The sequence below is a fragment of the Roseovarius sp. MBR-6 genome (genome assembly GCF_040547525.1).
GTDB lineage: Bacteria > Pseudomonadota > Alphaproteobacteria > Rhodobacterales > Rhodobacteraceae > Roseovarius.
This window is the reverse complement of sequence record NZ_JBEPPW010000013.1, coordinates 87,122-110,577: the sequence shown is the minus strand read 5'-3', so window position 1 is coordinate 110,577 and position 23,456 is coordinate 87,122. Positions and strand designations below refer to the sequence as shown.

25 protein-coding genes and 4 pseudogenes are annotated in these 23,456 nt (G+C 63.2%); 10 read left to right on the top strand and 19 right to left on the bottom strand.

Annotated features, from left to right (window positions below; translation table 11 throughout):
- Positions 1–68: 68 nt before the first annotated feature.
- Positions 69–1,094 (top strand): YeeE/YedE family protein, encoded by a 1,026-nt coding sequence (locus tag ABIE57_RS15285; RefSeq protein WP_354539897.1) that lies wholly within the window; start codon positions 69–71, stop codon positions 1,092–1,094.
- A 3-nt stretch (positions 1,095–1,097) separates the two neighbouring features.
- Here the strand turns inward: ABIE57_RS15285 and ABIE57_RS15280 are convergent, their stop codons facing one another.
- From ABIE57_RS15280 to ABIE57_RS15235, 10 genes are all read right to left on the bottom strand, one after another.
- Positions 1,098–2,039, bottom strand: a complete 942-nt coding sequence (locus ABIE57_RS15280) for an MBL fold metallo-hydrolase (protein ID WP_354539890.1) — start codon at positions 2,037–2,039, stop codon at positions 1,098–1,100.
- Positions 2,040–2,042: 3 nt separating this feature from the next.
- On the bottom strand, positions 2,043–2,915 hold the full coding sequence (locus ABIE57_RS15275; RefSeq protein ID WP_354539889.1) for an MBL fold metallo-hydrolase: 873 nt from the start codon (positions 2,913–2,915) through the stop codon (positions 2,043–2,045).
- A gap of 148 nt (positions 2,916–3,063) precedes the next feature.
- Positions 3,064–3,756: an ATP-binding cassette domain-containing protein gene (locus tag ABIE57_RS15270; RefSeq protein WP_354539888.1), complete on the bottom strand. Its 693-nt coding sequence runs from the start codon at positions 3,754–3,756 to the stop codon at positions 3,064–3,066.
- A 9-nt stretch (positions 3,757–3,765) separates the two neighbouring features.
- Positions 3,766–4,938 (bottom strand): FtsX-like permease family protein, encoded by a 1,173-nt coding sequence (locus tag ABIE57_RS15265; RefSeq protein ID WP_354539887.1) that lies wholly within the window; start codon positions 4,936–4,938, stop codon positions 3,766–3,768.
- Entirely contained in the window at positions 4,935–6,158 is a 1,224-nt protein-coding gene (locus ABIE57_RS15260) for an HlyD family efflux transporter periplasmic adaptor subunit (RefSeq protein WP_354539886.1), read from the bottom strand. The genes ABIE57_RS15265 and ABIE57_RS15260 overlap by 4 nt, the downstream gene beginning before the upstream one ends.
- Positions 6,159–6,267: 109 nt before the next feature.
- The gene (locus tag ABIE57_RS15255; protein ID WP_354539885.1) at positions 6,268–6,696 is read right to left on the bottom strand and encodes a DsrE family protein; all 429 of its coding nucleotides are present in this window, start codon (positions 6,694–6,696) and stop codon (positions 6,268–6,270) included.
- Between the two features lie 21 nt (positions 6,697–6,717).
- Positions 6,718–6,819: a DUF2474 family protein gene (locus ABIE57_RS15250; protein ID WP_354539884.1), complete on the bottom strand. Its 102-nt coding sequence runs from the start codon at positions 6,817–6,819 to the stop codon at positions 6,718–6,720.
- Positions 6,819–7,823 carry a cytochrome d ubiquinol oxidase subunit II gene (gene cydB / locus ABIE57_RS15245; protein WP_354539883.1) on the bottom strand — a complete coding sequence of 335 codons (1,005 nt, stop codon included), beginning with the start codon at positions 7,821–7,823 and terminating at the stop codon, positions 6,819–6,821. Before cydB ends, ABIE57_RS15250 begins: the two co-directional genes overlap by 1 nt.
- Before the next feature lie 12 nt (positions 7,824–7,835).
- Positions 7,836–9,245 carry a cytochrome ubiquinol oxidase subunit I gene (locus ABIE57_RS15240; protein ID WP_354539882.1) on the bottom strand — a complete coding sequence of 470 codons (1,410 nt, stop codon included), beginning with the start codon at positions 9,243–9,245 and terminating at the stop codon, positions 7,836–7,838.
- 57 nt (positions 9,246–9,302) lie between these two features.
- A complete protein-coding gene (locus ABIE57_RS15235; protein WP_354539881.1) occupies positions 9,303–9,929 on the bottom strand; it encodes a peroxiredoxin in 627 nt (208 codons plus the stop codon).
- 228 nt (positions 9,930–10,157) lie between these two features.
- Here ABIE57_RS15235 and ABIE57_RS15230 point away from each other — a divergent pair, with 228 nt between their 5' ends.
- From ABIE57_RS15230 to ABIE57_RS15210, 5 genes are all read left to right on the top strand, one after another.
- A complete protein-coding gene (locus ABIE57_RS15230; protein ID WP_354539880.1) occupies positions 10,158–10,628 on the top strand; it encodes an RrF2 family transcriptional regulator in 471 nt (156 codons plus the stop codon).
- 132 nt (positions 10,629–10,760) lie between these two features.
- On the top strand, positions 10,761–10,973 hold the full coding sequence (locus tag ABIE57_RS15225; RefSeq protein WP_354539879.1) for a YgaP family membrane protein: 213 nt from the start codon (positions 10,761–10,763) through the stop codon (positions 10,971–10,973).
- 23 nt (positions 10,974–10,996) lie between these two features.
- Positions 10,997–11,881 (top strand): MBL fold metallo-hydrolase, encoded by an 885-nt coding sequence (locus tag ABIE57_RS15220; protein WP_354539878.1) that lies wholly within the window; start codon positions 10,997–10,999, stop codon positions 11,879–11,881.
- Between the two features lie 22 nt (positions 11,882–11,903).
- Positions 11,904–13,586, top strand: a complete 1,683-nt coding sequence (locus ABIE57_RS15215; protein WP_354539877.1) for a bifunctional protein tyrosine phosphatase family protein/NAD(P)/FAD-dependent oxidoreductase — start codon at positions 11,904–11,906, stop codon at positions 13,584–13,586.
- A gap of 71 nt (positions 13,587–13,657) precedes the next feature.
- Positions 13,658–15,382, top strand: a complete 1,725-nt coding sequence (locus tag ABIE57_RS15210) for a SulP family inorganic anion transporter (RefSeq protein ID WP_354539876.1) — start codon at positions 13,658–13,660, stop codon at positions 15,380–15,382.
- A 185-nt stretch (positions 15,383–15,567) separates the two neighbouring features.
- Here the strand turns inward: ABIE57_RS15210 and ABIE57_RS15205 are convergent.
- Positions 15,568–15,750 (bottom strand): annotated as a pseudogene (locus ABIE57_RS15205) (transposase); the annotation flags it as partial.
- A gap of 81 nt (positions 15,751–15,831) precedes the next feature.
- Between ABIE57_RS15205 and ABIE57_RS15200 the strand changes: the two are divergent.
- A pseudogene (locus ABIE57_RS15200) lies at positions 15,832–16,311 on the top strand (transposase); the annotation flags it as partial.
- Positions 16,312–17,115: 804 nt separating this feature from the next.
- Here the strand turns inward: ABIE57_RS15200 and ABIE57_RS15190 are convergent.
- The 3 genes from ABIE57_RS15190 to ABIE57_RS15180 form a co-directional block, all read right to left on the bottom strand.
- Positions 17,116–17,769: a hypothetical protein gene (locus tag ABIE57_RS15190; protein ID WP_354539896.1), complete on the bottom strand. Its 654-nt coding sequence runs from the start codon at positions 17,767–17,769 to the stop codon at positions 17,116–17,118.
- A 255-nt stretch (positions 17,770–18,024) separates the two neighbouring features.
- Positions 18,025–19,044: a nucleotidyltransferase family protein gene (locus tag ABIE57_RS15185; protein ID WP_354539875.1), complete on the bottom strand. Its 1,020-nt coding sequence runs from the start codon at positions 19,042–19,044 to the stop codon at positions 18,025–18,027.
- Positions 19,045–19,166: 122 nt separating this feature from the next.
- On the bottom strand, positions 19,167–19,415 hold the full coding sequence (locus tag ABIE57_RS15180; RefSeq protein ID WP_354539874.1) for a hypothetical protein: 249 nt from the start codon (positions 19,413–19,415) through the stop codon (positions 19,167–19,169).
- Between the two features lie 18 nt (positions 19,416–19,433).
- On the opposite strand from ABIE57_RS15180, the gene ABIE57_RS20610 reads away from it, so the two are divergent.
- Positions 19,434–19,997 (top strand): hypothetical protein, encoded by a 564-nt coding sequence (locus tag ABIE57_RS20610; RefSeq protein WP_454283752.1) that lies wholly within the window; start codon positions 19,434–19,436, stop codon positions 19,995–19,997.
- 211 nt (positions 19,998–20,208) lie between these two features.
- Here the strand turns inward: ABIE57_RS20610 and ABIE57_RS15170 are convergent, their stop codons facing one another.
- From ABIE57_RS15170 to ABIE57_RS15150, 5 genes and pseudogenes are all read right to left on the bottom strand, one after another.
- Positions 20,209–20,391 carry an AbrB/MazE/SpoVT family DNA-binding domain-containing protein gene (locus tag ABIE57_RS15170; protein ID WP_354539873.1) on the bottom strand — a complete coding sequence of 61 codons (183 nt, stop codon included), beginning with the start codon at positions 20,389–20,391 and terminating at the stop codon, positions 20,209–20,211.
- A 93-nt stretch (positions 20,392–20,484) separates the two neighbouring features.
- Positions 20,485–20,631, bottom strand: coding sequence for an antitoxin PaaA2 family protein (locus ABIE57_RS15165; protein WP_354539872.1), 147 nt, complete (start codon positions 20,629–20,631; stop codon positions 20,485–20,487).
- Between the two features lie 146 nt (positions 20,632–20,777).
- Entirely contained in the window at positions 20,778–21,296 is a 519-nt protein-coding gene (locus tag ABIE57_RS15160; protein WP_354539871.1) for a type II toxin-antitoxin system YhaV family toxin, read from the bottom strand.
- Positions 21,293–21,790, bottom strand: coding sequence for a type II toxin-antitoxin system PrlF family antitoxin (locus tag ABIE57_RS15155; protein ID WP_502950137.1), 498 nt, complete (start codon positions 21,788–21,790; stop codon positions 21,293–21,295). Before ABIE57_RS15155 ends, ABIE57_RS15160 begins: the two co-directional genes overlap by 4 nt.
- Positions 21,744–22,159, bottom strand: a pseudogene (locus tag ABIE57_RS15150) (DUF6927 domain-containing protein); the annotation flags it as partial. The gene ABIE57_RS15155 and the pseudogene ABIE57_RS15150, both read right to left, overlap by 47 nt.
- Between ABIE57_RS15150 and ABIE57_RS15145 the strand changes: the two are divergent.
- Positions 22,154–22,894: pseudogene (locus ABIE57_RS15145) on the top strand (hypothetical protein); the annotation flags it as partial. The pseudogenes ABIE57_RS15150 and ABIE57_RS15145 overlap by 6 nt on opposite strands.
- Positions 22,895–23,254: 360 nt before the next feature.
- The gene (locus ABIE57_RS15140; RefSeq protein WP_354539870.1) at positions 23,255–23,449 is read left to right on the top strand and encodes a hypothetical protein; all 195 of its coding nucleotides are present in this window, start codon (positions 23,255–23,257) and stop codon (positions 23,447–23,449) included.
- The last annotated feature ends 7 nt before the right edge of the window (positions 23,450–23,456 follow it).

The window sequence follows — 23,456 nt, the reverse complement described above, 5'->3', positions numbered from 1 at the left end:
TCCATCAGCGCCAAGCAGCATAACATCAACCAACAGAGCCGGAGCCCTCCAGACCAAAATCACGCCGCCTGTTCCAAATCATTCGACGACGGACAGGCCTTGTCTTTGGGGCGGCAGCGCAGCATTCACGCTTTTGCCTGCGCGCGGCAACGGTGGAACTGGCCGAACGCCATGTGGGGTCGCGCCTTGCTGTCTGGCTTATCGCCTTTTCGGCTGGCGTTCTTTCGGTGCAGGGTGCCATTGCGCTTGGCTGGCTCGATGTCAGCACTGCCCGCCCGCTTGCCGCAACCGGAAGCCTTTCGGGTGCCATCCTTGGCGGGCTGATGTTTGGCGCGGGCATGATCCTTGCGCGCGGCTGTGCCAGCCGCCTGCTGGTGCTCTCGGCCAGCGGCAACCTGCGGGCGCTGGTGGCGGGGCTGGTTCTGACGCTGGTGGCGCAGGCCTCTTTGCGCGGATTTCTGTCACCTCTGCGCGAAGCACTGGCCGCGCTCTGGACGGTGCCGGGCGGCGCGGGGCGCAACCTTCTGAGCCTCTTCGGACTGTCTCCCGAGGTGGCCACCGGCATCGCGGCGCTGGTGCTGCTGGCTGCTTTCGTGCTTGCCCATACCCGTCAGGTGCGCCCCTCGCACGCGATTGCGGCGGCGCTTGTCGGGCTGGCCATCGGGCTGGGCTGGCTGGCCACCTATGCCATCGCCCAAAGCTCTTTCGAGGTGGTGGCGATCTCCTCGGTCACCTTCACCGGCCCGTCAACCGACACGCTGATGGGGCTTGTCAACGAGGCCGCGCTACCGCTTGGCTTTGGCGTGGGATTGGTGCCGGGGGTTTTTGTCGGCGCGGGGACCACGGCTCTCGTGACGGGTGAGTGGAAACTGGAGCGCTTCGGCTCTGACACCCCGACCGAGCGCTATCTGATCGGAGCCGCGCTGATGGGGTTCGGCTCCATGCTTGCGGGCGGTTGCGCGGTTGGCGCGGGCATGACGGGCGGTGCGATTTTCGCGCTCACCGCGTGGGTCGCGGTTACGGCCATGTGGTTGGGCGCAATGGCCACGCATCTTGGCCTGCGCTATCTGTCCACCCGCCCCGCGCTCGCCTGAGCGCTATTCCCACTCCATCTGCTCGAACACGCGACCGGCATTCTTGGTGGCCAGTTCCTCGAACGTATCCAGCCGCCGATAGGGCGATTGATCGACGTAATAGGCCCCCGCCAGATCGCCGCCCGCCTCGATATGCTCGGCGATTTGCGCGCGCAGATATTCGAGGTAGCCCTTGGTGTAACGGCGCACCTGATCCATGTTCGTCGGGTGGCCGTGGCCGGGGATCACATAGGTCGCGCCAAGCGGCTCAAACGCCGTATCCCAGGTTTCCAGCCAGTCGGCGGTGATCGTGTTCTCGAAAATCGGCAACATGCGTTCGTGAAAGGCCATGTCGCCCGAGATCACAAGCCCCTGCCGGGGCAACCAGACGACGATATCGCCCGGGCTGTGCGCCGGACCCAGATGCCGCGCCTCGATGCGGAAATCGCCCATTTCGACGATATGTTCGTCTTGAAACGTCTCGGTCGGCGGCTCCACCCGCGTGCGCGCGGCCTGCGCACCCATGACCCGCTGCGCCGCGGCCAGATCACCGCCGCCCTGATCGGCAAATTCCTCTGCCGCGTCCACATGGGCGATCACCGGCACGCCCTGATCCACCCAATAGCCATTGCCCAGCATGGCATGCCCCTGCCCGTTCTCGGTCAGCACAAGGCGCACCGGCTGATCCGTCACGGCGCGGATTTCGGCGTGCAGCGCCTCGGCCAAGGCATAGGATGCGCCGGAATTGACCACCACCACACCCGCGCCGGTGACGATGAAGCTGAGGTTGTTGTTGTGGCCTGCATTGTCATGCGTCGGCGGCGCGGTGGCCCCGATGGCCGACCAGACGCCGGGAATGACCTCGACCGGCTTGTCGTAAAGCGGCGAGCCGGGGTATTTGTCGGCGATATCCTCGCTGGCAAGGGCCGGGGTCGCAAGACACAGGATCATCAGAAAGGCGCGCATGGTTCAGACCTCCGCCACGAAACGATAGGCGCCATCCGCGCGCTCAACACGGCCCAGACCGCCCTCGGGCAAATGAAAGCCCACCATCGCCATGCCCTCGCTGGCCAGCATGTCGAGCAGGCGGGTGCGGGTGGCAATGCCGGTGTCGGGGTCCTGATCGGCCCCGGCGGGCCAATCGGGGCGCGCCAGCGCCAGATGGCCATTGCCGATCGCATCACCAACGACCATCACCGCGTCGCCCCCTTGCCGGATCTCGAAGGCCATATGGCCGGGCGTGTGACCGGGGCTGTCATGCGCCATGATACCGGGCAGCACCTCTTGCCCGGCCTTGATAAATTCCATCCGATCCTCGATCTCGGCCAGCCGCCGCGCGGCCCCCACGGCAAAGGCGGCGCGCGCCGCGCCGATGCTGTCGACGGTGGCGGGGTCGGTCCAATAGTCCCATTCCGCCTGCCCGATCATATAGCTGGCATTTGCGAAAACCGGATCATCGAACTCGTCCAGAACCCCCCAAAGATGATCGGGATGGGCATGGGTAAAGATCACATGGGTGATCTCCTCCGCGCCGACGCCCACGCCGTCAAGCGCCTCGGCCAGCTTGCCCGCGCTTGGCATGAAGCCTGCGCCGGACCCGGCATCAAACAGAACCTTGCGCGCGCCGTCCCGCCAAAGCGTCAGGTTGCAGGGCGGCATCACCGTGTCGCCGGTGATCCCCAGACCGGTAAGGATTGGCCCGGCTTCCGCCTCGGGCAGATCGCCCAGAACGAAATCGCGCGGCAGAACAAGATGCCCGTCGCTGAGCGTGTCAAGCCGTCCCGTGCCAAGGGTCAGCATCTGCGCCCGAACACCCGTGGCCGTCAGGGCCAGAGGCAACATGGCCCCAAGTTCAAGCAATCTGCGTCGGGTGATGGGCATCGCGGGCCTCCATATTCGTTATTCAGAATATGATTGCGGGAAACCGATGGAAAAGACAAGCACAGACCTGATCCCCGTAAAATCAGCGGCAAGACGATTGTGGACAGCGTCAGGCCCCGGTGTCCTTGACGATGCGGCCGTCCTCCAGCGTCACGATCCGGTCTGCCATCTCCAGGATGCGGGTGTCATGGGTGACCATTACCGTCGTCGTGCCGCGCGCCTGCCCCAGTTTCTTGAGCAGGGCAACCACATTGGCACCGCTTTCGCGGTCGAGCGCTGCGGTGGGTTCATCGGCAAAGACCACATCGGGGTTGCCGACAAGGGCGCGCGCCACCGCGACGCGCTGTTTCTGGCCGCCAGACAGGTTGGCGGGCAGGTAGTCCATCCGGTCCGCCAGCCCGACCAGTGTCAGCGCATGGCGCGCGGCGAGGGTCTGCGCCGCCGGGTCGATCAGGCCATGCACCTGCACCCCCATCAGCACGTTTTGCAACGCCGTCAGGCTGCCATGCAGGTTATGCGCCTGAAAGATGAAGCCCAACCTGCGCCGCAGACCCTCGGTCTGCGCGCGGCTTGCCCCGTTCAGTTCATGCCCCAGCAGACGGACTGAGCCGTCCTGCACATCGCGCAGGCACCCCATCAGTGTCAGCACCGTGGTCTTGCCCGACCCTGACGGCCCCATCAGCACCGTCAGGCTGCCGCGCTGCACGGCAAGGTTCACGTCAAAAATCACCTGCTTGCGCGCCTCGCCGGTGCCGAACCAGTGGTTCAGCGCGTTGACGATGATCGGCGGAGCGTCGGTCATTACTGCGCCTCAGAACAGATCGGCCGGGTCGGCCGAGGCCAGCCGCCGCGTGGCAATCGCGCCCGAGATCGCACAGGCCGCAAGCGTGCCGAAAAACACCGTCCCCCCCATCGCGGAGGTCATTTCCAGCGGCAGGTTGGTAGCCTTGGCCATGCCCGCCAGCAGGGCGCTGGCCACGGCAAAACCGGGGATGAAACCCAGAAGCGCGAGGATCAGTGCCTCTTCCAGAACGATGCCGATGAAGAAACGTTGCGGATACCCCATTGCCTTGAAGGTGGCATATTCGCTCAGATGGTCGGCCACGTCCGTCGACAGCACCTGATAGACGATCACGATCCCCACCAGCACACCGATGATCACCCCGAAGCCGAATATGATGCCGGTCGGTCGCTTGGTCTGCTGATAGCTCAGATCCTCGGCTGCGGCCTGCGCGTAACTGCGGATGCGCAGGCTCTTGTCGGATATCAGATTTCGCAGCCGGGCAGCGACGCGGTTAGCATCGGCACCGGGGGCCAGTTTCAGCAGGATATGATCGGGGGCCGCTGATGTGCGGGCGGGAAAGAGGGTCAGGAAGGTCTGATCCGACACCATCATGAACCCGTCGCCGCCAAAGCCACCGCCACCCGCGAAGGTGTCGTAAAGCGTCAAGGTTGTGCCGGTCACCTCAAACGACAGCGGGGTTTGCGGGCGGATCGCCGCCGCCTCGTCACGCGGCAGGCCCCGGCTGAACCGATCAAGGATGCCGGCGTTTTGCAATTGCAATGTCGTGGCCTTGGCCGCCATGTCGGGTGACAGGAAACCGGGCTGTGCCGGGTCGATGCCATAGGTGGTCAGTCCCAGCGTCTTTTCCGGGCGCGCCCAGTTGACGTTGCCCACGAAAAGCCCGGTGCCCGCAATGATATCCGGGTCGGCCAGCGCCTGAAACAGCCATTGCCGCGCGACATTGCCGCCTTCGGTCATCGAATTGGCGTCCGAGGCGGAAATCATGATATCGGCCTGAAAGAACCCGTAGGGCTTCATCGTCGCCGTCGCCATCGAGTTCATGATGCCAAGCTGGACAAAGACCAGCACATTGGCAAAGGCCACCCCGGCAAGGGCGGCGGCAAAGCGCGGGCGGCTGTGGGTCAGTTGCAGCCAGCCAATGGGCAGCCGTCCGAACAGCCATTGCAACAGGCGGCTCACCGCGCTGCCTGCGCGCGGGTGTCGATGCGGGCGATGACCTCAAGGTTGGTGTAGCGCGCGGCGATCAGGGATGAGGCGTCATCCAGCGCGACCATCACGGTGATCACCCGCGCATCGGTATTGGCCGCCGTGTCATCCGCGACAAGACCCTGCCGCCCGACCATCAGCCCGATGGATTGCACCCGGCCCTGCAATGTCTGGCCAATGGCCGCCGCCGCCAGTTCGACCGGCTGGCCGATGCTGACCTGTGCAATGCGATCCTGATAGATCTCGACCTCGGCCATCATGCGGTCAGTGTTACCCATCTGCATGATGCCATCTGCGGGGGGGCGTTCGCCGGCGCGGGCGTTCACGTCAAGCACGGTGCCCCTGATGGGGGCCATAACGGCGGCGCGCGCCAGATCGCGCTGCGCCCGTGCAAGCTCCGCCTTGGCGGCATCAAGGTTGCGGGCCGCGACGATGACATCGGGCTGCATGTCGGCCTCCTCGGCGGTATAACGTGCCAGCGTCGCCTTGGCTTTCTCAACCGCCAGTCGGGCTTGTTGATCGGCGGCCACGGCGCCATCCAGCACCGCCTGCGTGGTGACACCGCGCTGAAACAGCCCTTGGGTGCGGGCAAGGGTGCTGGCGGCCTCGACTGCGGCGGATTGGGCCTGCTCGAATGCAGCGCGGGCCTCGTCCTGACTATTCTGAACTGCCGCGCGGGTCTGGATCAATGCCGCCTCGCGCACCGCGACATTGGCGCGCGCGATCAAAGCCGCACTTTCCAGTTGATCCTCGTTGTCAAGCCGCGCCAACACCGCACCCTTTTCCACCCGGTCGCCGACCGCCACCAGAATTTCAGCGATCCGCGCATCGCCCGCGCCGTACGGGGCCGCAACGATCGACACGTCCCCCTGTGGCATCAGCCGCGCAAGGCCGACCACATCACTCGGTTGCATGGTCTCGGCCATGTCCTTTGGCAGGACGATTTCGGGCGGCAGGGCAATCGGCGAAGACGATCCGCCCCCCGGTTGCAGCCCGGTCAGCGCATAGAATTTCTGCAACCCCATCGGCTGGAAATACAGGCCGATCACCGCGCCAGAGAACATGAAAACCGGGATCAGAAGCACCAACAGATAGCTGCGCCGAAACCGCATCCGGCGCGGGGGCGCGCCGGATGGGTCTATGTCACGCGGGATAACCTGCAAAGGCAGGTCGGAGGCTTGCGGGTCAGACATGGTGCGTTCCGGTTGGGTTGAACAACGATACCGCGAAGACCAGGGAAGGTTCCCGCCCAAAGGGGGGTGACCTGCGCCTAGTCGCCGCAGGTCTTTTTTTGTGCTTTGGTTAGAATGACCAAAGCACGGTGTCGTCCTTCAGCATGGCACCCGCCATCTCTGGCGGCTTGGCGACGCCGACGCCATCAAGCAGGACCTCGGGGCCGACACCGCGACCGGGCAGATAGATCGCGCAGACCTCGACCGTGGCACCCGCCTCCATGATCTTCTGCATCAGGCCTTGCGGGCTCATGTCGCGGGGTGGTTGCGGCGCGGTGACGCTTGCCGGGGCGTCCTTGAGGGCGATGTCACCGCCCGGTCCGCACAGCAGGATACGGGTTTGCGCGCCTTGCTGCACGGCCTGCATGGTCAGCACCATGGCCATGAGTTGCGTCTGCGGCTCGGGCGAGGTGACGACGGTCACGAGCGCCTTTTCCGAGGCCTGTGCCCCCGTGGCAAGGCCCGCCACGGTCGCGGCGGCGAGAAGGGTCTTTTTCATGAGTATCTCCAGTCATGAGGGTCAGATAAACAGTCGTATGAGGGTGGCGACGGCACCCAACGCGCCGATGCCAAGCAGCCAGAGCAGAACGAACCAGCCGAAGTGCCGCAAGATGGGGGACATCAGTGATACCCCTCTCCCGGACGCACCTTGCCGCGAAACACCCAATAGGCGTAGGCGGTATAGGCAAGGATCAGCGGCACAAGAAACAGCGTGCCGACCAATGCGAAGGCCAGGCTTTCATCGGGGGCCGCCACCTGCCAGATGGTCAGCGAAGGCGGCACCATCATCGGATAGAAACTGATGCCAATCCCGATAAAGCCCAGCACGAAGAGCGACAGCGCCGCCAGAAACGGGCGCAGATCGCGGCTGTCGTTCAACCCGGTAAAAAGCGCCCAGGCCGCGCCCAGCACCAGCACCGGCATGACGATGCTGAAGGCGCTGCCCGGCAGGTTGAACCAGCGCTGGAAATAGACCGGCTCCAGAAACGGGGTGGCAAGGCTGACGATCCCCATGAAGCCAAGCGTGGCAAACCCCAGCCACCATGCCCGGCGGCGCATGCCCAGTTGCAGCGGCCCGTCGGTCTTGAGCACCAGCCAGGTTGCGCCCAGAAGCGCATAGCCCGCCACCACCGCCAGCCCGGTCAGCACCGAGAACGGCGTCAGCCAGTCCCACCAGCCGCCCGAATAGGCCCGGCCCGTGACCTCTATGCCCTGCACCAGCGCGCCAAGGACAATGCCCTGACAGAATGCCGCAACCAGCGAGCCGCCGAAGAAGGCGTGATCCCACACCCGTTTCCAGCGCCGCGTTTTCCAGCGATATTCAAACGCCACGCCGCGAAACACCAGCGCCAGCAGCATCAGCGTGATCGGCATGTAAAGCGCCGGCATCACAACCGCATAGGCCAGCGGAAACACCGCGAACAGCCCGCCGCCGCCCAGCACCAGCCATGTCTCATTGCCATCCCAGACCGGGGCGACCGTATTCATCGCTGTGTCGCGGTCGCGTTCCGATCCGGCTAAGGGAAAGAGGATTCCGACACCCAGATCGAAGCCGTCCAGCACCACATAGGTCAGCACGGCAAAGGCGATGAGCCCGGCCCAGATGAACGCAAGATCGAATTCCATTGTCAGTTCTCCTTACTCGCCGGGAACAAAGGTTCTGGCATGCAGTTGCGCAACGGGTGTGATCCCGGCGGTGCGGGTCGGGCCATGATCATCCTCGCCGCCCGTATCGGGCGCGCGATTCATCAGCCGCAGCACATAAAAGGTGCCCGCGCCGAAGACGAAGAAATAGACCACGATGAAGGCAATGAGCGAGGCGGCGACCGCCGGGGCCGCGACCGGTGCCAGGCTGTCAGAGGTGCGCAAGAGGCCGTAGACGGTATAGGGCTGGCGGCCGACCTCTGTCGTCACCCACCCCGCCAGCACGGCGACAAACCCCGCAGGCCCCATCGCCACGGCGGCACGGTGCAGCATCGCACTGTCGTAAAGCCGCCCCTGCACGCGGCGCAAACCCGCCCAAAGGCCGATGCCCAGCATCGCAAAACCGATCGCGATCATGATGCGGAACGACCAGAACACGATGGCCACCGGGGGCTGATCTTCGCGCGCCACGGTATCGAGGCCAGCCAGCGGCGCGTTCAGATCATGCTTGAGAATCAGCGAGGATAGTTTCGGGATACCAACCGCGTAATCGAGCCGCTGATTGTCCTGATCGGGGATACCGAAAAGATAGAGCGGCGCGCCCTCGGGGTGGCTGTCAAAGTGCCCCTCAATCGCCATGACCTTGACCGGCTGATGCTCCAGCGTGTTGAGACCGTGGAAATCGCCCGCCACGATCTGAAGCGGCGTCACGATCACCGCCATCCACATCGCCATCGAAAAACCGCGCCGCGCCGTGGCGCTTGTGCGGTCGCGCAAGAGGTGCAGCGCGCTGACCCCGCCGACCACGAAGGCGGTGGTCAGATACGCCGCCATCACCATATGCACCAAGCGGTAGGGGAAGGACGGATTAAAGACGACCGCCCACCAGTCCTCGGGCACGAACTGGCCATCGGCGTTGATCCCATAGCCCGCAGGTGTCTGCATCCAGCTGTTGACCGACAGTATCCAGAAGGCCGAGGCCAGCGTGCCGACCGCCACCATCGCGGTGGCGAACATGTGCAACCGGTCGCCCACCCTCTCGCGCCCAAAGAGCATGATGCCAAGAAACCCGGCCTCGAGGAAAAAGGCGCTCAGCACCTCATAGGCCATCAGCGGGCCGATCACCGGGCCGGCCTTGTCGGAAAACACCGCCCAGTTGGTCCCGAACTGATAGGACATGACAATGCCCGACACGACGCCCATGCCGAACACCACGGCGAAGATCTTTTTCCAATGCTCGAACAGCGTCAGATATGTTGCGTCGCGCGTGAGCAGCCACTGCGCATTCAACACCGCGAGCCAGCTTGCCAACCCGATGGTGAAGGCGGGAAAGATGATGTGGAACGAGATGGTAAAGGCGAATTGAACACGCGCCAGTGTCTCGGCGCTGAAACTGTCGAACATGGAACACCTCCGGTTATGCAGGGTCGGCCCCGCCGGAAACCCGGCGGGGCACCTTGATCAAAGGGTCGTGGTGCGCAGGTAGGGGCGCAGTTCGTCAAAGCCCTGCGGGAACAGCTTTTCGGCTTCGGCATTGGGGATCGAGGGCGGGATGATCACCTTGCCACCGGGCACCCAATCGGCCGGGGTGGCGATGCGGTTTTTGTCGCCGGTCTGAAGCGCGTCGATCACACGCAGGATCTCGTCGAAATTGCGCCCCACGCTCATCGGATAGGTCATGGTCAGGCGAATCCGCTTGTTGGGGTCGATGATGAAGACCGAACGCACAGCGGCGGTTTCGCTCTCATTCGCGTGGATCATCTCGTAAAGCCGCGCGATTGCGCAGTCAGGGTCGGCGACGATCGGGAAATCCACCGTGGTGGATTGCGTGTCGTTCACGTCCTTGATCCAGGCCTGATGCTCTTCGACGCCATCGGTCGACAGGCCAAGCGGCTTGACGTGGCGCTTGGCAAATTCCGCAGAAAGCTGCGCGGTGCGCCCCATTTCGGTGGTGCAGACCGGGGTGAAATCTGCCGGGTGGCTGAAGAAGAAAACCCACTTGTCCCCGATCCAGTCGTGAAAACTGATCGGGCCGGCCGTCGTGTCGGCGGTGAAATCGGGGGCGGTGTCGCCGATATGGATACCCATGTGATATGTTCCTTCAGGGTTGCGGGCGGGGCGACCTGCCCCAACCGGATAGCAGACATTTAGAACGATTCTTGATCATAAGATATAAGTAAAATATACTTTTGGTGCGGCATTCTGGCGCTCCATTGGTGGGCTGGTCGCCGAACCCTACACCGCCATGACAGTTTTTCTGGCTTTGCTTGAAGAAAAGCTCTACGGGAATTAGATCAATGAAAGGAATTCGATGCCATGCGGCTGACCAGCTATACCAATTACGCCCTGCGCTCGCTGCAACTGGCGGCGCTGAAAGCGCCTGCGTTGGTGCGTGTGGATGATGTGGTCAAGGTGCATGGGCTGGCGCGCCCGCATATCGTCAAGATCGTGCATGAACTGGGCAAGGCCGGGTTCATCGACACGCAGCGCGGGCGCGGTGGCGGCTTTCGGCTGGCCCGTGCGCCCGAGACGATCCGCGTGGGCGAGGTCGTGCGCCTGACCGAGGGACCGTTCGACGTGGTGGAGTGTTTCAACCGCACCACCAACACCTGCCCGCTGATCGGCATCTGCAAGCTGTCGCAGACCTTTCAGGCAGCGACACGGGCTTTTCTCGACGTGCTCGACGGCGTGACCATCGCCGATATCGCGTCCAATCGCGATCAGTTGCTTGACCGCATCCTGCCGCTGCAAGAGGGCATCGTTTCCCCCAAAAGGGCGCGCGCGTAACGGTCGCGGACCGGTCTGCGCGGGCTGATCCGGCAGAGGGCTGGCTGCGTTTTCGCACCGCTTGGTGACTTCATCACATACGCGTTCCGTGAAAACCTCTATTCAGCAGTTAACTTTAACCGGAGGACCGTCATGACTGCCAATATCGGGTCTGTCGACCGCATCATTCGTATCGTTCTGGGCCTTGCCCTGCTGGCGCTCGCCTTTGGCGGGTTTTCGGCGATGTTTGCCGCAGGCGCGCCGAAATGGATCGCCGCAATTGCGGGCATCGTGCTGATTGCCACCGCAGGCATGCGCTTTTGCCTGCTCTATCGCATCCTCGGCATCCGCACTTGCAAGCTTTGATCCCCAAAGACCGGAGGAACATCATGACCGCTTATCCTGTTGACATGACCATCCGCCCCGAGGTCGAAAGCTTTTTCGACGAGGCGACCAATACCATCAGCCATATCGTCAAGGACCCGGCGTCAGACGCCTGTGCGATTGTCGATTCGGTGATGGATTTCGATCCCGCATCCGGGCGGATCAGCTTTGATCACGCCGATATGCTGATTGCGCGGGTCCGCGAACGCGGGCTGGCGCTGGACTGGATTCTGGAAACCCATGTCCACGCCGATCACCTCTCGGCCGCGCCCTATATCCAGCGCGCATTGGGCGGCAGGATCGGCATCGGCGAGAACATCCTGACCGTGCAGGAGGTGTTCGGCAAAATCTTCAACGAGGGCACCGAGTTTCAGCGCGACGGCAGCCAGTTTGACGCGCTGTTCAAGGATGGCGACACTTACACTGTCGGCACCATGCCCTGTTTCGCCCTGCACACCCCCGGCCACACCCCAGCCTGCATGACCCATGTGATGGGCGATGCCGCCTTTGTCGGTGATACGCTGTTCATGCCCGATGGCGGATCGGCGCGGGCCGATTTTCCGGGCGGCGATGCGGGCACGCTCTATGACAGCATTCAAAAGGTGCTGGCCCTGCCGGACGCAATGCGCCTCTTCATGTGCCACGATTACGGCCCGAACGGTCGCGATATCGCGTGGGAAACCACCGTGGCCGAGGAAAAGGCCCACAACATCCATGTGGGTGCCGGCAAGACGCGCGAGGATTTTATCACCTTCCGCACCGAACGCGATGCAACGCTTGGCATGCCACGGCTGATCCTGCCGTCCTTGCAGGTCAACATGCGCGCGGGCGAGGTGCCAAAGGACAGCGATGGTCGCCCGATGCTGAAACTGCCGGTCAACGCGCTGTAAACACACGCCCAAGGGGTGAACCATGGACATCAAGACAATAACCGACGCGCTGTCGGTCAGCCCTCAGATTGCCCCCGGCGATCTGGCGGCGATCAAGGCGGCGGGGTTTCGCGCGGTGATCTGCAACCGCCCCGATGGCGAAGGCGCCGATCAGCCGAATTTCGAGGAGATTGAGGCGGCGGCCCACGCCGAAGGGCTTGAGGCACGCTATCTGCCGATCACCGCCGGAATGGTGCGCGATCAGGACGCGGGCGATTTCGGGCGCGCCTTGCGTGAATTGCCCGGCCCGGTTCTGGCCTATTGCCGCACCGGCACACGCTCGGCCACGCTCTGGTCGCTCTCTGAGGCCACGCGCCGCCCGGTGCCCGAGATCCTCGCCGCGACCAAGGCGGCAGGCTATGACATGGCGGGCGTTGCGCGGCGCATCATCAACGGCGGCAAGACGCCCACCGACACGGGCGATGCCAAATTCGACGTGGTGATCGTGGGCGCTGGCGCGGGCGGCATCGCCGTGGCCGCCAGCCTGCACGCGCGCAAGCCCGATCTGGACATCGCGGTCATCGACCCGGCGGATATCCACTACTATCAACCGGGTTGGACCATGGTGGGTGGTGGCATCTTTGACGCACCCGAGACGGCCAAGACCATGGGCGCGCTGATCCCGCGCGGCGTGCACTGGATCAAATCCGCCGTGGCCGCGTTCGAGCCTGCGGACAACGCCGTGATCCTCGATGGCTGCCGGGTGGTGAAGTACGACCGCCTGGTGGTCTGTCCGGGGCTAAAGCTCGATTGGGCCAAGGTTGAGGGGCTGGAAGAAACGCTGGGGCGCAATGGCGTCACCTCGAATTACCGCTACGATCTGGCACCCTATACATGGCAACTGGTGCAGGGGTTGAAGGCGGGCCGCGCGCTCTTTACCCAGCCGCCAATGCCGATCAAATGCGCGGGCGCGCCGCAAAAGGCGCTCTATCTCTCCGCCGATCACTGGTTCCGCACGGGTGTTCTGAACGATATCGACATTCATTTCTGCAATGCCGGTGGCGTGCTCTTCGGGGTCAAGGATTACGTGCCCGCCCTGCAATCCTATATGGACAAATACCGCGCCAATCTTGATTTCTTTCACAATCTTGTCGCCATTGACGGCCCGGCCCGCACCGCCACCTTCGAGGTGAAGAAACCTGATACAGCGCCCGAGCGGATCACCATGGATTTTGACATGATCCATGTCTGCCCGCCGCAATGCGCCCCCGATTTCATCCGCGTCTCGGCCCTGGCCGATGCCGCCGGATGGATCGACGTGGATCAGGCGACACTGCGCCACAAGACCCACGACAATATCTGGTCGCTGGGTGATGTAATGAACGCCCCCAATGCCAAGACGGCCGCTGCGGCGCGGATACAGGCCCCGGTGGTCGCCGAGAATATCGTCGCTGACATCGCGGGCCGCGAGGCGGTGGCGCAATATGACGGCTATGGCTCCTGCCCGCTGACGGTGGAACGCGGGCGTATCGTGCTGGCCGAGTTCGGCTATGGCGGGGTGATGAAGCCCAGCTTTCCTAAGTTCCTGATCGACGGCACAAGGCCAAGCCGCCTTGCCTGGCTGCTCAAGGAACGGCTGCTGCCGCCGATCTACTGGAAGGCAATGCTGCGCGGGCGCGAATGGATGGCCAAGCCCGAAAAGATCACCGCAAACGAAAGCACCTGACCCCGACCACGCACACTCGATCCGGGCGGGGCGAAACGGCCCTGCCTGACCTGCATTGAAAGACCTGCCCCATGCTCCGACCGCTTGCCCGCTATCTACCCATTCTTGACTGGGGCCGCCGCTATGACCGCGGCGCGCTTGGCAATGATACGATGGCGGCGGTGATCGTCACGATCATGCTGATCCCGCAATCGCTGGCCTATGCGCTTTTGGCGGGCCTGCCGCCCGAGGCCGGGATCTATGCCTCGATCGTGCCGATCATCCTTTACGCGATTTTCGGCACCAGCCGGGCCTTGGCCGTGGGGCCGGTCGCGGTGGTGTCGCTGATGACCGCCGCCGCCATCGGCCAGGTGGCCGAGGCGGGCAGCATGGGTTATGCCGCCGCCGCGCTGACGCTGGCGCTGCTGTCGGGGGCGATGCTGCTGGCGCTGGGGCTGCTGCGGCTGGGCTTCATCGCCAATTTCCTAAGCCACCCGGTGATCGCGGGCTTCATTACCGCCAGCGGTCTGCTGATCGCCACGAGCCAGCTCAGGCACATCCTCGGCGTGCCTGCGGGCGGGCATACGCTGATCGGGATGCTGGCCGGGCTCGGGGCGCAGCTGGGCGCGGTGAACGGGCCGACGCTGGTGATCGGGGTGCTGGCGACCGGGTTCCTCTTCTGGGTGCGCAAGGGGCTGAGGCCTTTGCTGCTGCGCGCGGGGCTCGCGCCGCGCCTGGCCGATCTGCTGGCGCGGACCGGGCCGGTGGCGGCGGTCGCGGTCTCGACCCTTGTCGTCTGGCTCTTCGGACTGGACAGGCAGGGCGTGGCCATCGTGGGCGCCGTCCCGCAGGGCCTGCCGCCGCTCACCCTGCCGGATCTGTCGCCCGATCTCGTCTCGGCGCTGGTGCTGCCCGCCGCGCTCATCTCGCTCATCGGCTTTGTCGAATCGGTCTCGGTGGCGCAGACGCTGGCGGCCAAACGCCGCCAGCGCATCGACCCCGACCAGGAACTGATCGGCCTTGGCGCGGCCAATATCGGCGCCGCCTTCACCGGCGGCTATCCGGTGACGGGGGGCTTTGCCCGGTCGGTGGTGAATTTCGATGCCGGTGCCGAGACGCCCGCCGCCGGGGCCTTTACCGCCGTGGGGCTGGCCATCGCCGCCGTGGCGCTGACGCCGCTCGTCTTCTTCCTGCCCAAGGCGGTGCTGGCCGCGACGATCATCGTCGCCGTGCTGACGCTGGTCGATTTCTCGATCCTGCGCAAATCCTGGGGCTATTCGCGTGCCGATTTCGCCGCCGTGCTCGCCACCATCGTGCTCACGCTGGGGATGGGGGTGGAGGCGGGCGTCTCGGCGGGGGTGCTGCTGTCGGTCGCGCTGCACCTCTACAAGACCTCGCGCCCGCATGTGGCCGAGGTCGGGCTGGTGCCCGGCACACAACATTTCCGAAATGTGCTGCGCCACCGGGTCAAGACCGTTCCGACGGTGCTGACCCTGCGGATCGACGAGAGCCTCTATTTCGCCAACGCGCGCTTTCTCGAGGACATGATCCAGGACCGCGTGGCCGAGGCTTGCCCGATCCGGCACGTGGTGCTGATGTGTTCGGCGGTGAACGAGATCGACTTTTCCGCGCTCGAGAGCCTCGAGGCGATCAACGACCGCCTGCGCGGCATCGGCATCACGCTGCACCTCTCCGAGGTCAAGGGCCCGGTGATGGACCGCCTGAAACGCAGCCATTTGCTCGACGATCTGACCGGCCGCGTGTTCCTGTCGCAATACGATGCCTGGTCCGCGTTGCAGGATCGCGCGGCGGAATAGCCCCGGAGTAAAAAAGGACTGCAACGTTAAGGAACGTCTGAGCACCGCGTCCGGCTGTGGCGAGATGGTGGGCTGATCGTCTTGTCGGGTATGAGACGACATGTTGGGGGCGGATTTCGCCGTTTCAAGGTTCGCCGCAGGGGCAGTTTCCCGACTTCTGGGTAGACTCGTCCACATGCGATCCGCCTTAGTCGGAGCAGCAAAAGGTTGCCACGGGAGAAAAGCGTGAAGAGTTGAGCGCAGTTCTTGGCGAGGCCCCGGTAGCGGGTCTTCATATGGCCGAACTGGCGTTTAATCACCCGGAACGGATGCTCGAACTTGGCCCTAACTAGTTCACCCTGAACAGCTCTTATCCTGCTGATTTTGCGTGATAACGCAGCATTTTCCTTAGGTTTTGGATGCAGCGTTTGATATTATTTCAGCAGGATAAGAGCTGTTCAGGGTGAACGAATTACAATCGCCTTGGCCCCCGGCTTTGCGGGCAGGTCGGCCGTTATGCCCATGCCCGGCAATTCAAGCGGATGCGCAAGGCCCTGCGTCGGCTCAAGGGCTACACCGGGCGCGTGCTGCGGGACATCGAACGGCAGATGGACAAGGTGGCCGAGGGACCGCTTAAGCTGCGGCTGCAAGATCTGGTGGCCTTGGCGAAGCGGCTGCTGGCGCAGAAGCCGAAGGACCGAAAGAAGCTTTACAGTCTGCACGAACCGGCGGTGGACTGTATCTCGAAAGGTAAGGTGCACAAGCGCTACGAGTTCGGCACGAAGATCACCGCCGCCACCACCACCGAAGGCGGCTTCGTCGTCGGCATGCGGTCACTGCAGGGCAATCCCTATGACGGACACACCCTGCACGAGGCGCTGGAGCAGGTGGAGACCTTGACCGATCAGCGCCCGGACATGGCCTTTGTCGACCGCGGCTACCGCGGCCACCCGCGCATGAAACCGAGCAGAAAGCCCGCCGGCACCCGGGCATTTCCCCGCGCGCGGTTGAAGGCGAGAAAGCGGTCCCAGATCACTTGCGTATCGATGTTCCAGCAGGGCAAAGCCGTCTTGGCTGCCCTGATCAGCGCCGCCCAACGGGTCTGGAAGACGTTGGAACCGGCATCAATGTTGATATGCCCGGAAAATATAGTTTTGTTAGAATCTTCTCTATATAGTGATGTGTCGCCTGTGCCTGACTCACCATCCTGTGGTTCGCCGTCGTCCTCGAAGGCCGCGAACCGGAATAGCCAGGGCGCATATTTGCCGTTTGGCTTCTCGCGGCGCAACTTCAGATCGGAGGCTTCGAGTTCGCCCAAGAGCACGGTCAGATACTGGCGCGCGACGCCCATCTTTTCTGCCAGGCCCGCGAGGGTGAAGGCGTCCGTTCCGCGCGACAACCCGTTGTAGCCCTCCTTCCAGGCGATGCCATCGAGAATGATCGTGGCCAGTTTGTGGGCGGATACGGAAAGCTCGGTCTGAGTGATCCGTCGCAGGATCAGGCCGCTTGTTGGTTCCATGATCGGGTCTCCAGCGAGAGCCGACGCCATGCCGCGAGGCAAATACACTCTTGCCAGCAAAACTACATTGCGGGTTGCAGAGGTTGGGGCACCGCGCTAAAAGAACCTTGTTCAGGGGTTTTCAGCGCGGCCTCAGACTTTACGGTCTGGCGTTTTTTGTCTTTTTTGTTGTTCGCACAGTCTCCGGTGCAGGGCTTGGTGGGGGCGGACCCGGTGCGTGCGGATCCGCAAGATGTCAGTAATCGACCTGCTCGAAGCCGTAGCCGCCGTTGTGATCCAACCATTCGACAAAAACCGCACGGACGGCGACACCGGGGCACGTCGTCCCGAACCCTTCGTCACCGCGAAACGCCGACGGCAGCGCTGCTGAGGAGCCATCACGCCAGTGATATCGGCCGTTGGCATCATAGCTGCCATGCCTGATCCGCGCCGTTCGGCGGCAATCCTCCCCCTCGCCGACCAATCCCTGGCGCAGATACACATCAAAGACGTTGATCGAGCGGATGAACGCGAAGGTCGGACCGCTGATATCGATATCGGCACCAGCGCCGACCGCTTGCGCAAGGTGCATTGCGTCGGGTTCTGGCAAGGAGGACGAGTGGGGTTCCGCCTGCATCCTGGCAAGCCTGAGAAGACGATCGACGGGCTCGGGATTCTCGAAGGATACACCCATTGGACAGCGCCAGATTTGCAGAGGTGGCTCGATCGGCCAAGGGGTGATCCGCCGGATGAACACGGCGCGCGCATGGGCACAGGGCGCGGAGGCAGGCCAGCCGCCAGCCAGGCAGAGCAGGATCGCGCAATCGACCGGATAGGCGTGTGCCGGTGTAGCTGACCCCGAGAAAGTCGATACGGTGACGACCGCGGCGGCGGCCAGATTTCGAACCACGTGCTTCAAGATACCAACTCCGTCTATAATGGTGCGGCGACACAATGCCCTACTCGTGCTATCAAGAGGATTTTTTCGAACGAACCCGAAAGGGCTGATCATCGCTCGTCACTGGCTTCGTCTCGAGCCAAGCACCAGATATCAGCAGTATCCGCTGCTGTATGTCATCATGTGCGGATGCTTGGTGATCTGTCGGCAGAGATTGGCGACATCGAGACCTCAGAAATGCGCCTTCCCGCCAAAGCGGGGAATCCGTCACTGAAGCCCGCGCAGGATATCCGCCGTGACCGGACAGCGCGAAAGGCTCGCCGTGATCCGCTCACGCCAACGAGGTCCGCGTGAGACGGCATCTTGATAGGCCTCCATCAGATCATCGGGCCGATCCTCGGCGAGGACAGAGACAAGGAACGCGGCCTGGCCGAGATCCTTTCGCGCCTTCGCCTGGTCGGGGCCCCCGCGTCTGCGATCCGCCACGATCAGCTTGTGGATCGCAAAACGTTCCGGTCGCGGGATTTGAACCAGCACACCGGAGCGATAGAGCGCCACGGCTTGAAGCGGATCCGCAATCAGGAAGTTCAGATAATTCAGCGCCTGCGCGCTCACCCCCAGAGCCGGCAGGGGTTTGACGCGCTCGTCTCCGAACGCGGGCGTCAGGAACTCCACCATGGCCTCGCCCCGGGTCTGGCGCCACTTCCAGACCTGTCGGTCGTGCACCCCGGGCACGGGATCGAACTGCATGGCTTTGAGGATCTCGCCGGGATGTTCCTCAACCCGGTCGCCGAGGGCGACCGACAGCCGCTCAAAACTGGCAAAATCAATGTCGCCCGTCTGTGCGAGCTCATCGGAATCAAACCTTACGCCGAGTTCCCCTTGATAGAGACCGTAAGCGCTGGTGCCAACCAAAGTGCCCCCGAGTCTGAACACTCCGGCCCGCGCGAAGGCCAGCAGCATCGAGCCGGTATCGCGGTCGGTTGCGATGAATCCTTCCGCGCGCAGTGTGCGCGCCAGCCGCGACATCCGTTTCTTGCGCTCTTCGCCCTGCGCCTTGAGGTCGGTCGTCCGGGCCAGCCGCGCACGCAATTCGGGAGAGTCTTCGCCCAGATATCGGCTTTTCATCTGCGTGCCGATCCGGAACTTGTCGTATAGGTAGATGCGCCCGTTGCGATGACGCTCCTCAATACTGCCGACAACGCCCGAGGCGGCCTCATCGAGGTGCAGCCTGAGCAAATCCTGATAGGCCACTTGCGCGGCACGCGAATGCGATAGGGTAGTCATGCGATTCTTCTCACGGGGCGTGTGCAGCAAACACCTTCATGATGCACACAAAGTAAATGTGCAGCAAAGTATTTTTTGATGCACATGAACGCTGCCCGCGTAATACCTGCTGACCGACCCCGTCATTCAACCGCGCTGACGAAACGCCCGTACTCCTCGCTCACCTCCCTGGCTTCGACAAAGGCCCGTGCGCGTTCCTCGTCGAGGCAGCGGACGTAGTCCTGCACATCGGCGATGTAGCTCTCGAAATCCCCCCGGATCAGATCCGCGTAGGTGCGCATGTCCTCTCTGGACGCAGGCAGGAACGGCCGCTCGGGTGGGATGCAGGCATGTGCCGGACCAGCCACCACGAGCACGGTGATCAGCAGCATGAGGGGGATGTTGCACGCATGGAGAATGCGCAGGGCAAAACTCCTTTGCCGTCTTTAAGATCGCAATTTTGTCGGCTATCATTGTTATTGGAGCAAGGCGAGCTTCGTCAAGCTTTTATTATTGCTTTGACATCGTTCATGTTGTTTTGTATCGCCCGCGGTGTCACGATCCCGTGGGCCCGAAACTGCACCTCAGGCAGAAGAAAGACCCAAGGGAAGGCCATGATAGAAGAAGCACCGAATGTGGTTACAGAAGACGGGCTGCGCGGCCTCCTGGCCGCAGGCTATCTCATCGAGGTGGTCTGCAAGGAAGGCGCCGAGAAGCGTCACAACAGCTGGTACGGCTCTTGGGTCATCCGGGCCGTCGCCCCGGACGGGCGGGACGACAAGATGCTCGTCACCAGCCGCAGCGTCCTAAAGCTGCGCGATTTCAAGACCATCGTCGGCCTTGTCAGCTTCCTGGCCGACATGGGCTGCACAACCGCCAGCATTCCGCTTGTCGAGGGTGCCCGCGAACGCCATGCAGCACCCGGACGCACACCTGACACCCGGACCGGCCCGGTTCTGGTCAAGAACAACTGACCGCGCGTTTGCGCTCGTCGTTGCATTGGGTGGGCATAGGCCGCCGCGATGCCGAACGCATCCACGTTCTCGTAGGCGGCACGGTTCTGCGCCCGTGTGCATCCCATTTCCAGAAGGGCCGGATCGCGGGTCCCTGCTGCACCACCATGGCGCGCGATCTGACGATCATGAACAACGTGCAAGGCGGCCAGCGGAACCCAGACCCAATCGCTCATGCAAGAGCTTGCAGAAGATCGCGGTTCTCATCCATGACGATCTCGGCCGCCGCCAAGGCCGCCTGCAGTTCGGGGTTTTCCGTCATCAGCTTCAGCCCGCCGTCATCCGTGCGCACCGCATAGAGGGTATCCCCTTCATTGGCATCGAGCAGCGCAAGCATCTCGGTGCTGAGCGTCATGACGGCGGAGTTGCCGACTTTGCGGATTTTGGCTTTGATCGTTGCAGGCCTCGTGGGGTTACACGGATGTACATACGTGGCGCGCGCGCACTGTCAAGAACGGCCCCGGCGCATCGCGTCAATCAACGCCTGCGCGGCCTGCATCGCTTGCGTATGAGGTGTCGCGGCGCGCGCATCGTCCAGCGCATCCTGCACCTGCGCGCGAAACCAAGCTTCATACGAATTGACTTCAGCGGCCACGGAAACGCCCCTCGAGACAGAGGTGCTGCCCATCCTTTTCCGTCTCATTCATCGCGCTTTCTCCGACCATATTATCAACCGATGCTACATTTTCCAGCGTGGCGTCGTAAACGATAATGCCATAGGGTCACAGCAAGCTGGCCCACTTACCGATCGGGCACCGCTTCAAGGGACGTTTCGAACCGCTTGTGCGCCGCCGCCGCTTCTTTCAGGAGTGCGTCAAAATTGTCAGGTGGATTGCCATCTTCCAGCATCCCTTTGAATGTTGCATAGGCATCCGTCTTGCTGCCATAGGCGCGCAGGGTCTTGTCGTCGTTCACCCAGGCCACCACGATGACCTTCGCATCGCTGTTGAACCGGTAGAACAACCGATACTGCTGGAAGAATTTTGCCCGAAACCAGTGCTTGCGGTGATCGCCGAGTGTTCCACCTTGCCGGAAAGCGGCGGCACCGGGATCTGCCGGTATGGCCTCGGTGACCAGCTTGAAGATGGCGGCCAGCCGTTTCGTGCAATTTTTCTTGCGCCAGGTCTTGGGATCGCGCGATTTGCGCGCCTCGACCTCCAGGGTCAGCCCTTCGATCTGGTCCAGAAAGAGCGGATGCGCATAAATCGACCATCCGTTTACGACAAGGGGCGCTTGGGCGGGCACGCTATCGCCGCTCATTCATCCTCGAGCGATAGCGGCGCATCGAGATCGACGTCGACGTCTCCGACCAGTGCTGCAAGACGGTCATGCAAAGCCCCATCGAACGCCCGAATGCGGTCCGGATGCGCCTTGATATCGGCCTCGACAAAATCGAGAAACGCGCCGAGCACGGGATCTTCCTCGTCGCTGCGCACCGGCTCGATATAGACCCTGCCACTCGGCTCGGTGCAGTAGCGAATCTGGTCGCCCTTCCCCAGCTTGAGCTGCTTGCGCACACCCGCCGGCACGGTCGTCTGATACCGATCCGTGAGTTTCGAGACATCTTGTGCGAGCGCGGTCATGGCAGTCTCCTGAAAGAAAAGGGTCTTTGCTGCCTGCAATAGGTAATGCATTTGCATTGCCTTGTCAACCCAAGCCGCAGGATCTGCTGTCGCCGGCAGGTCGATCAACGGTCCGGCGCAGCACCTAATCTCGCCCCGCCAGGAACTCCGCCAGCACCGGGCTGGCAGCACCTTTCGCGGAGTTGAGCACCTCCGAGCCACGAGTGTCGCCTTCGACAGCCGCACGAGCCCACCGGTTTCCTCGATGCGGTAGCAGCGGCGTTTCTGCCGACCCCGCCTGTAGTGCGTCGCGGTGACGATCTGGCAGGTGCTGCCATCGGTGAGCGTCACAGGGGCCGCGAGCTTGATCTTGTCGCTTTCCTGGTAGTCCGGAATCGACGCCCAGTCCCGGCAGCGCTGGCGCCAGTCCTGGGCGTAGCTGTCGAGGTCCTTCAATTCGGAGAGGAGCGCGATCAACGCAAGGGGAGCGCGAGACTCGTTCGGGCCAGCGCTTTCCTCCATGTCCTTGTAGCCCCAGCAGCCGTCATCATATCGGGTGACCGCATCGGCCCTGATCGGCTGGCGCTCTGGATCTCCATGCGCCTGTCCGGAGTTCAGGACGACACCGCGGCGCTCGCTCGTATCGGTTGGGCGGTGCGCCGTCTGACAGACGGTCCCGACCCAGAGGTCGACCTGTCCGCATTCCTCGACCGCCGCGCCCCCGCGACCCTCGGCGATGAGGTAGAACCCTTCGCGGATCGCGCGGGCGGTTGGCTGGAACTGATGGCACAAGCCGCCGTTCTTCACCCGATCACCCGCGCCTGCATGGGCTTTCACCTCTGGAGCCTCGCGGGCCTCGGGCAGCAGGGTGATCGAGTGGAAGCGGCCGTCACGGCAGCGCGGACCGCGGCTAGTGAAGGCAAGGGCGCAGTCTTTGCACCTCTGGCCATGGGCGGGGCAGGGGGGCTGCGCGCCGCTGGCCCAGCGGCTGACCGTCTGGCGCGTTGGCTTGAGGGGATGGAGACCGCATGTTTGACCGCAATGCGGCACCTCGACGACATCGAGGCCTGGTCAGCGCGGGCAGAGGCCGAGACGGCATCGCTTTCTGGCCGCACGCCCCCGGCCTTGCGCGCCGTACTGACCGAATGGCCCATCATCTCCGCCCCGATGGCCGAGGCCCTGACCGGCGCCAGCCGCGCCGCCGTCCAGCGCAACTTGGCCTGGATGGAAGCCCGTGGTCTGATCCGCGAGATGACCGGGCAGGGGCGGTATCGGATGTGGAGCGCGGCGAACTGAAGGCCGCGGTAGACTTCACTTCATATACGGAAAAGTCAGCAGTAGACGCAGAGAAAGCCATCATGAACACACCGGCATCTTCCGCCGAGCCCGCAGGACGCGGCGATCGCGCGCGTGAAACCTCGCGCCCTGCCCTTTATTGCCGGGCTAAACAAGGTGCAAGAAATCACCTCGGCACCAACCTGCATCAGTCTTGCGCCAGAGAAAACCGGGTAGGGGTCTTGGTGACGGCAAACTCATTAGCCGTCGGACGTTTGTTACGAGTGCCGACAAGGTTTCCTGCCGGGGCAAAACCGGTCTTCAGCCCGGCCCGGCGGGGAGCTTTGTCAATTCGTACAAACACTTGAAAGGATCCATACCATGGACTCGAAAACACCTGCGCCGAACACAGCCGACAAGATGAAGAGCGTCAAGGCCGCCTGCGACAAGGCCACTGCCGGACCCAAGAAGGACTCGGCGATGAAGCATTTCCACGCAGCCGAAAAGGCGCATACGGCGAAGAATGACAGCGACTGCAACCGCGAACTCGACGCGGCCAGGCACGCGCTGGCATAAGCTGCAC

Bases quoted from the DNA above. Each gene is read 5' to 3' on its own strand.
- ABIE57_RS15280 (WP_354539890.1), bottom strand. From the start codon at position 2,039: ATGCGCGCCTTTCTGATGATCCTGTGTCTTGCGACCCCGGCCCTTGCC.
- ABIE57_RS15275 (WP_354539889.1), bottom strand. From the start codon at position 2,915: ATGTTGCCTCTGGCCCTGACGGCCACGGGTGTTCGGGCGCAGATGCTG.
- ABIE57_RS15270 (WP_354539888.1), bottom strand. From the start codon at position 3,756: ATGACCGACGCTCCGCCGATCATCGTCAACGCGCTGAACCACTGGTTC.
- ABIE57_RS15260 (WP_354539886.1), bottom strand. From the start codon at position 6,158: ATGTCTGACCCGCAAGCCTCCGACCTGCCTTTGCAGGTTATCCCGCGT.
- ABIE57_RS15255 (WP_354539885.1), bottom strand. From the start codon at position 6,696: ATGAAAAAGACCCTTCTCGCCGCCGCGACCGTGGCGGGCCTTGCCACG.
- ABIE57_RS15250 (WP_354539884.1), bottom strand. From the start codon at position 6,819: ATGTCCCCCATCTTGCGGCACTTCGGCTGGTTCGTTCTGCTCTGGCTG.
- cydB (WP_354539883.1), bottom strand. From the start codon at position 7,823: ATGGAATTCGATCTTGCGTTCATCTGGGCCGGGCTCATCGCCTTTGCC.
- ABIE57_RS15240 (WP_354539882.1), bottom strand. From the start codon at position 9,245: ATGTTCGACAGTTTCAGCGCCGAGACACTGGCGCGTGTTCAATTCGCC.
- ABIE57_RS15235 (WP_354539881.1), bottom strand. From the start codon at position 9,929: ATGGGTATCCATATCGGCGACACCGCCCCCGATTTCACCGCCGACACG.
- ABIE57_RS15230 (WP_354539880.1), top strand. From the start codon at position 10,158: ATGCGGCTGACCAGCTATACCAATTACGCCCTGCGCTCGCTGCAACTG.
- ABIE57_RS15225 (WP_354539879.1), top strand. From the start codon at position 10,761: ATGACTGCCAATATCGGGTCTGTCGACCGCATCATTCGTATCGTTCTG.
- ABIE57_RS15220 (WP_354539878.1), top strand. From the start codon at position 10,997: ATGACCGCTTATCCTGTTGACATGACCATCCGCCCCGAGGTCGAAAGC.
- ABIE57_RS15215 (WP_354539877.1), top strand. From the start codon at position 11,904: ATGGACATCAAGACAATAACCGACGCGCTGTCGGTCAGCCCTCAGATT.
- ABIE57_RS15210 (WP_354539876.1), top strand. From the start codon at position 13,658: ATGCTCCGACCGCTTGCCCGCTATCTACCCATTCTTGACTGGGGCCGC.
- ABIE57_RS15185 (WP_354539875.1), bottom strand. From the start codon at position 19,044: ATGACTACCCTATCGCATTCGCGTGCCGCGCAAGTGGCCTATCAGGAT.
- ABIE57_RS15180 (WP_354539874.1), bottom strand. From the start codon at position 19,415: ATGCTGCTGATCACCGTGCTCGTGGTGGCTGGTCCGGCACATGCCTGC.
- ABIE57_RS20610 (WP_454283752.1), top strand. From the start codon at position 19,434: ATGGAGAATGCGCAGGGCAAAACTCCTTTGCCGTCTTTAAGATCGCAA.
- ABIE57_RS15170 (WP_354539873.1), bottom strand. From the start codon at position 20,391: ATGACGCTCAGCACCGAGATGCTTGCGCTGCTCGATGCCAATGAAGGG.
- ABIE57_RS15160 (WP_354539871.1), bottom strand. From the start codon at position 21,296: ATGAGCGGCGATAGCGTGCCCGCCCAAGCGCCCCTTGTCGTAAACGGA.
- ABIE57_RS15140 (WP_354539870.1), top strand. From the start codon at position 23,255: ATGGACTCGAAAACACCTGCGCCGAACACAGCCGACAAGATGAAGAGC.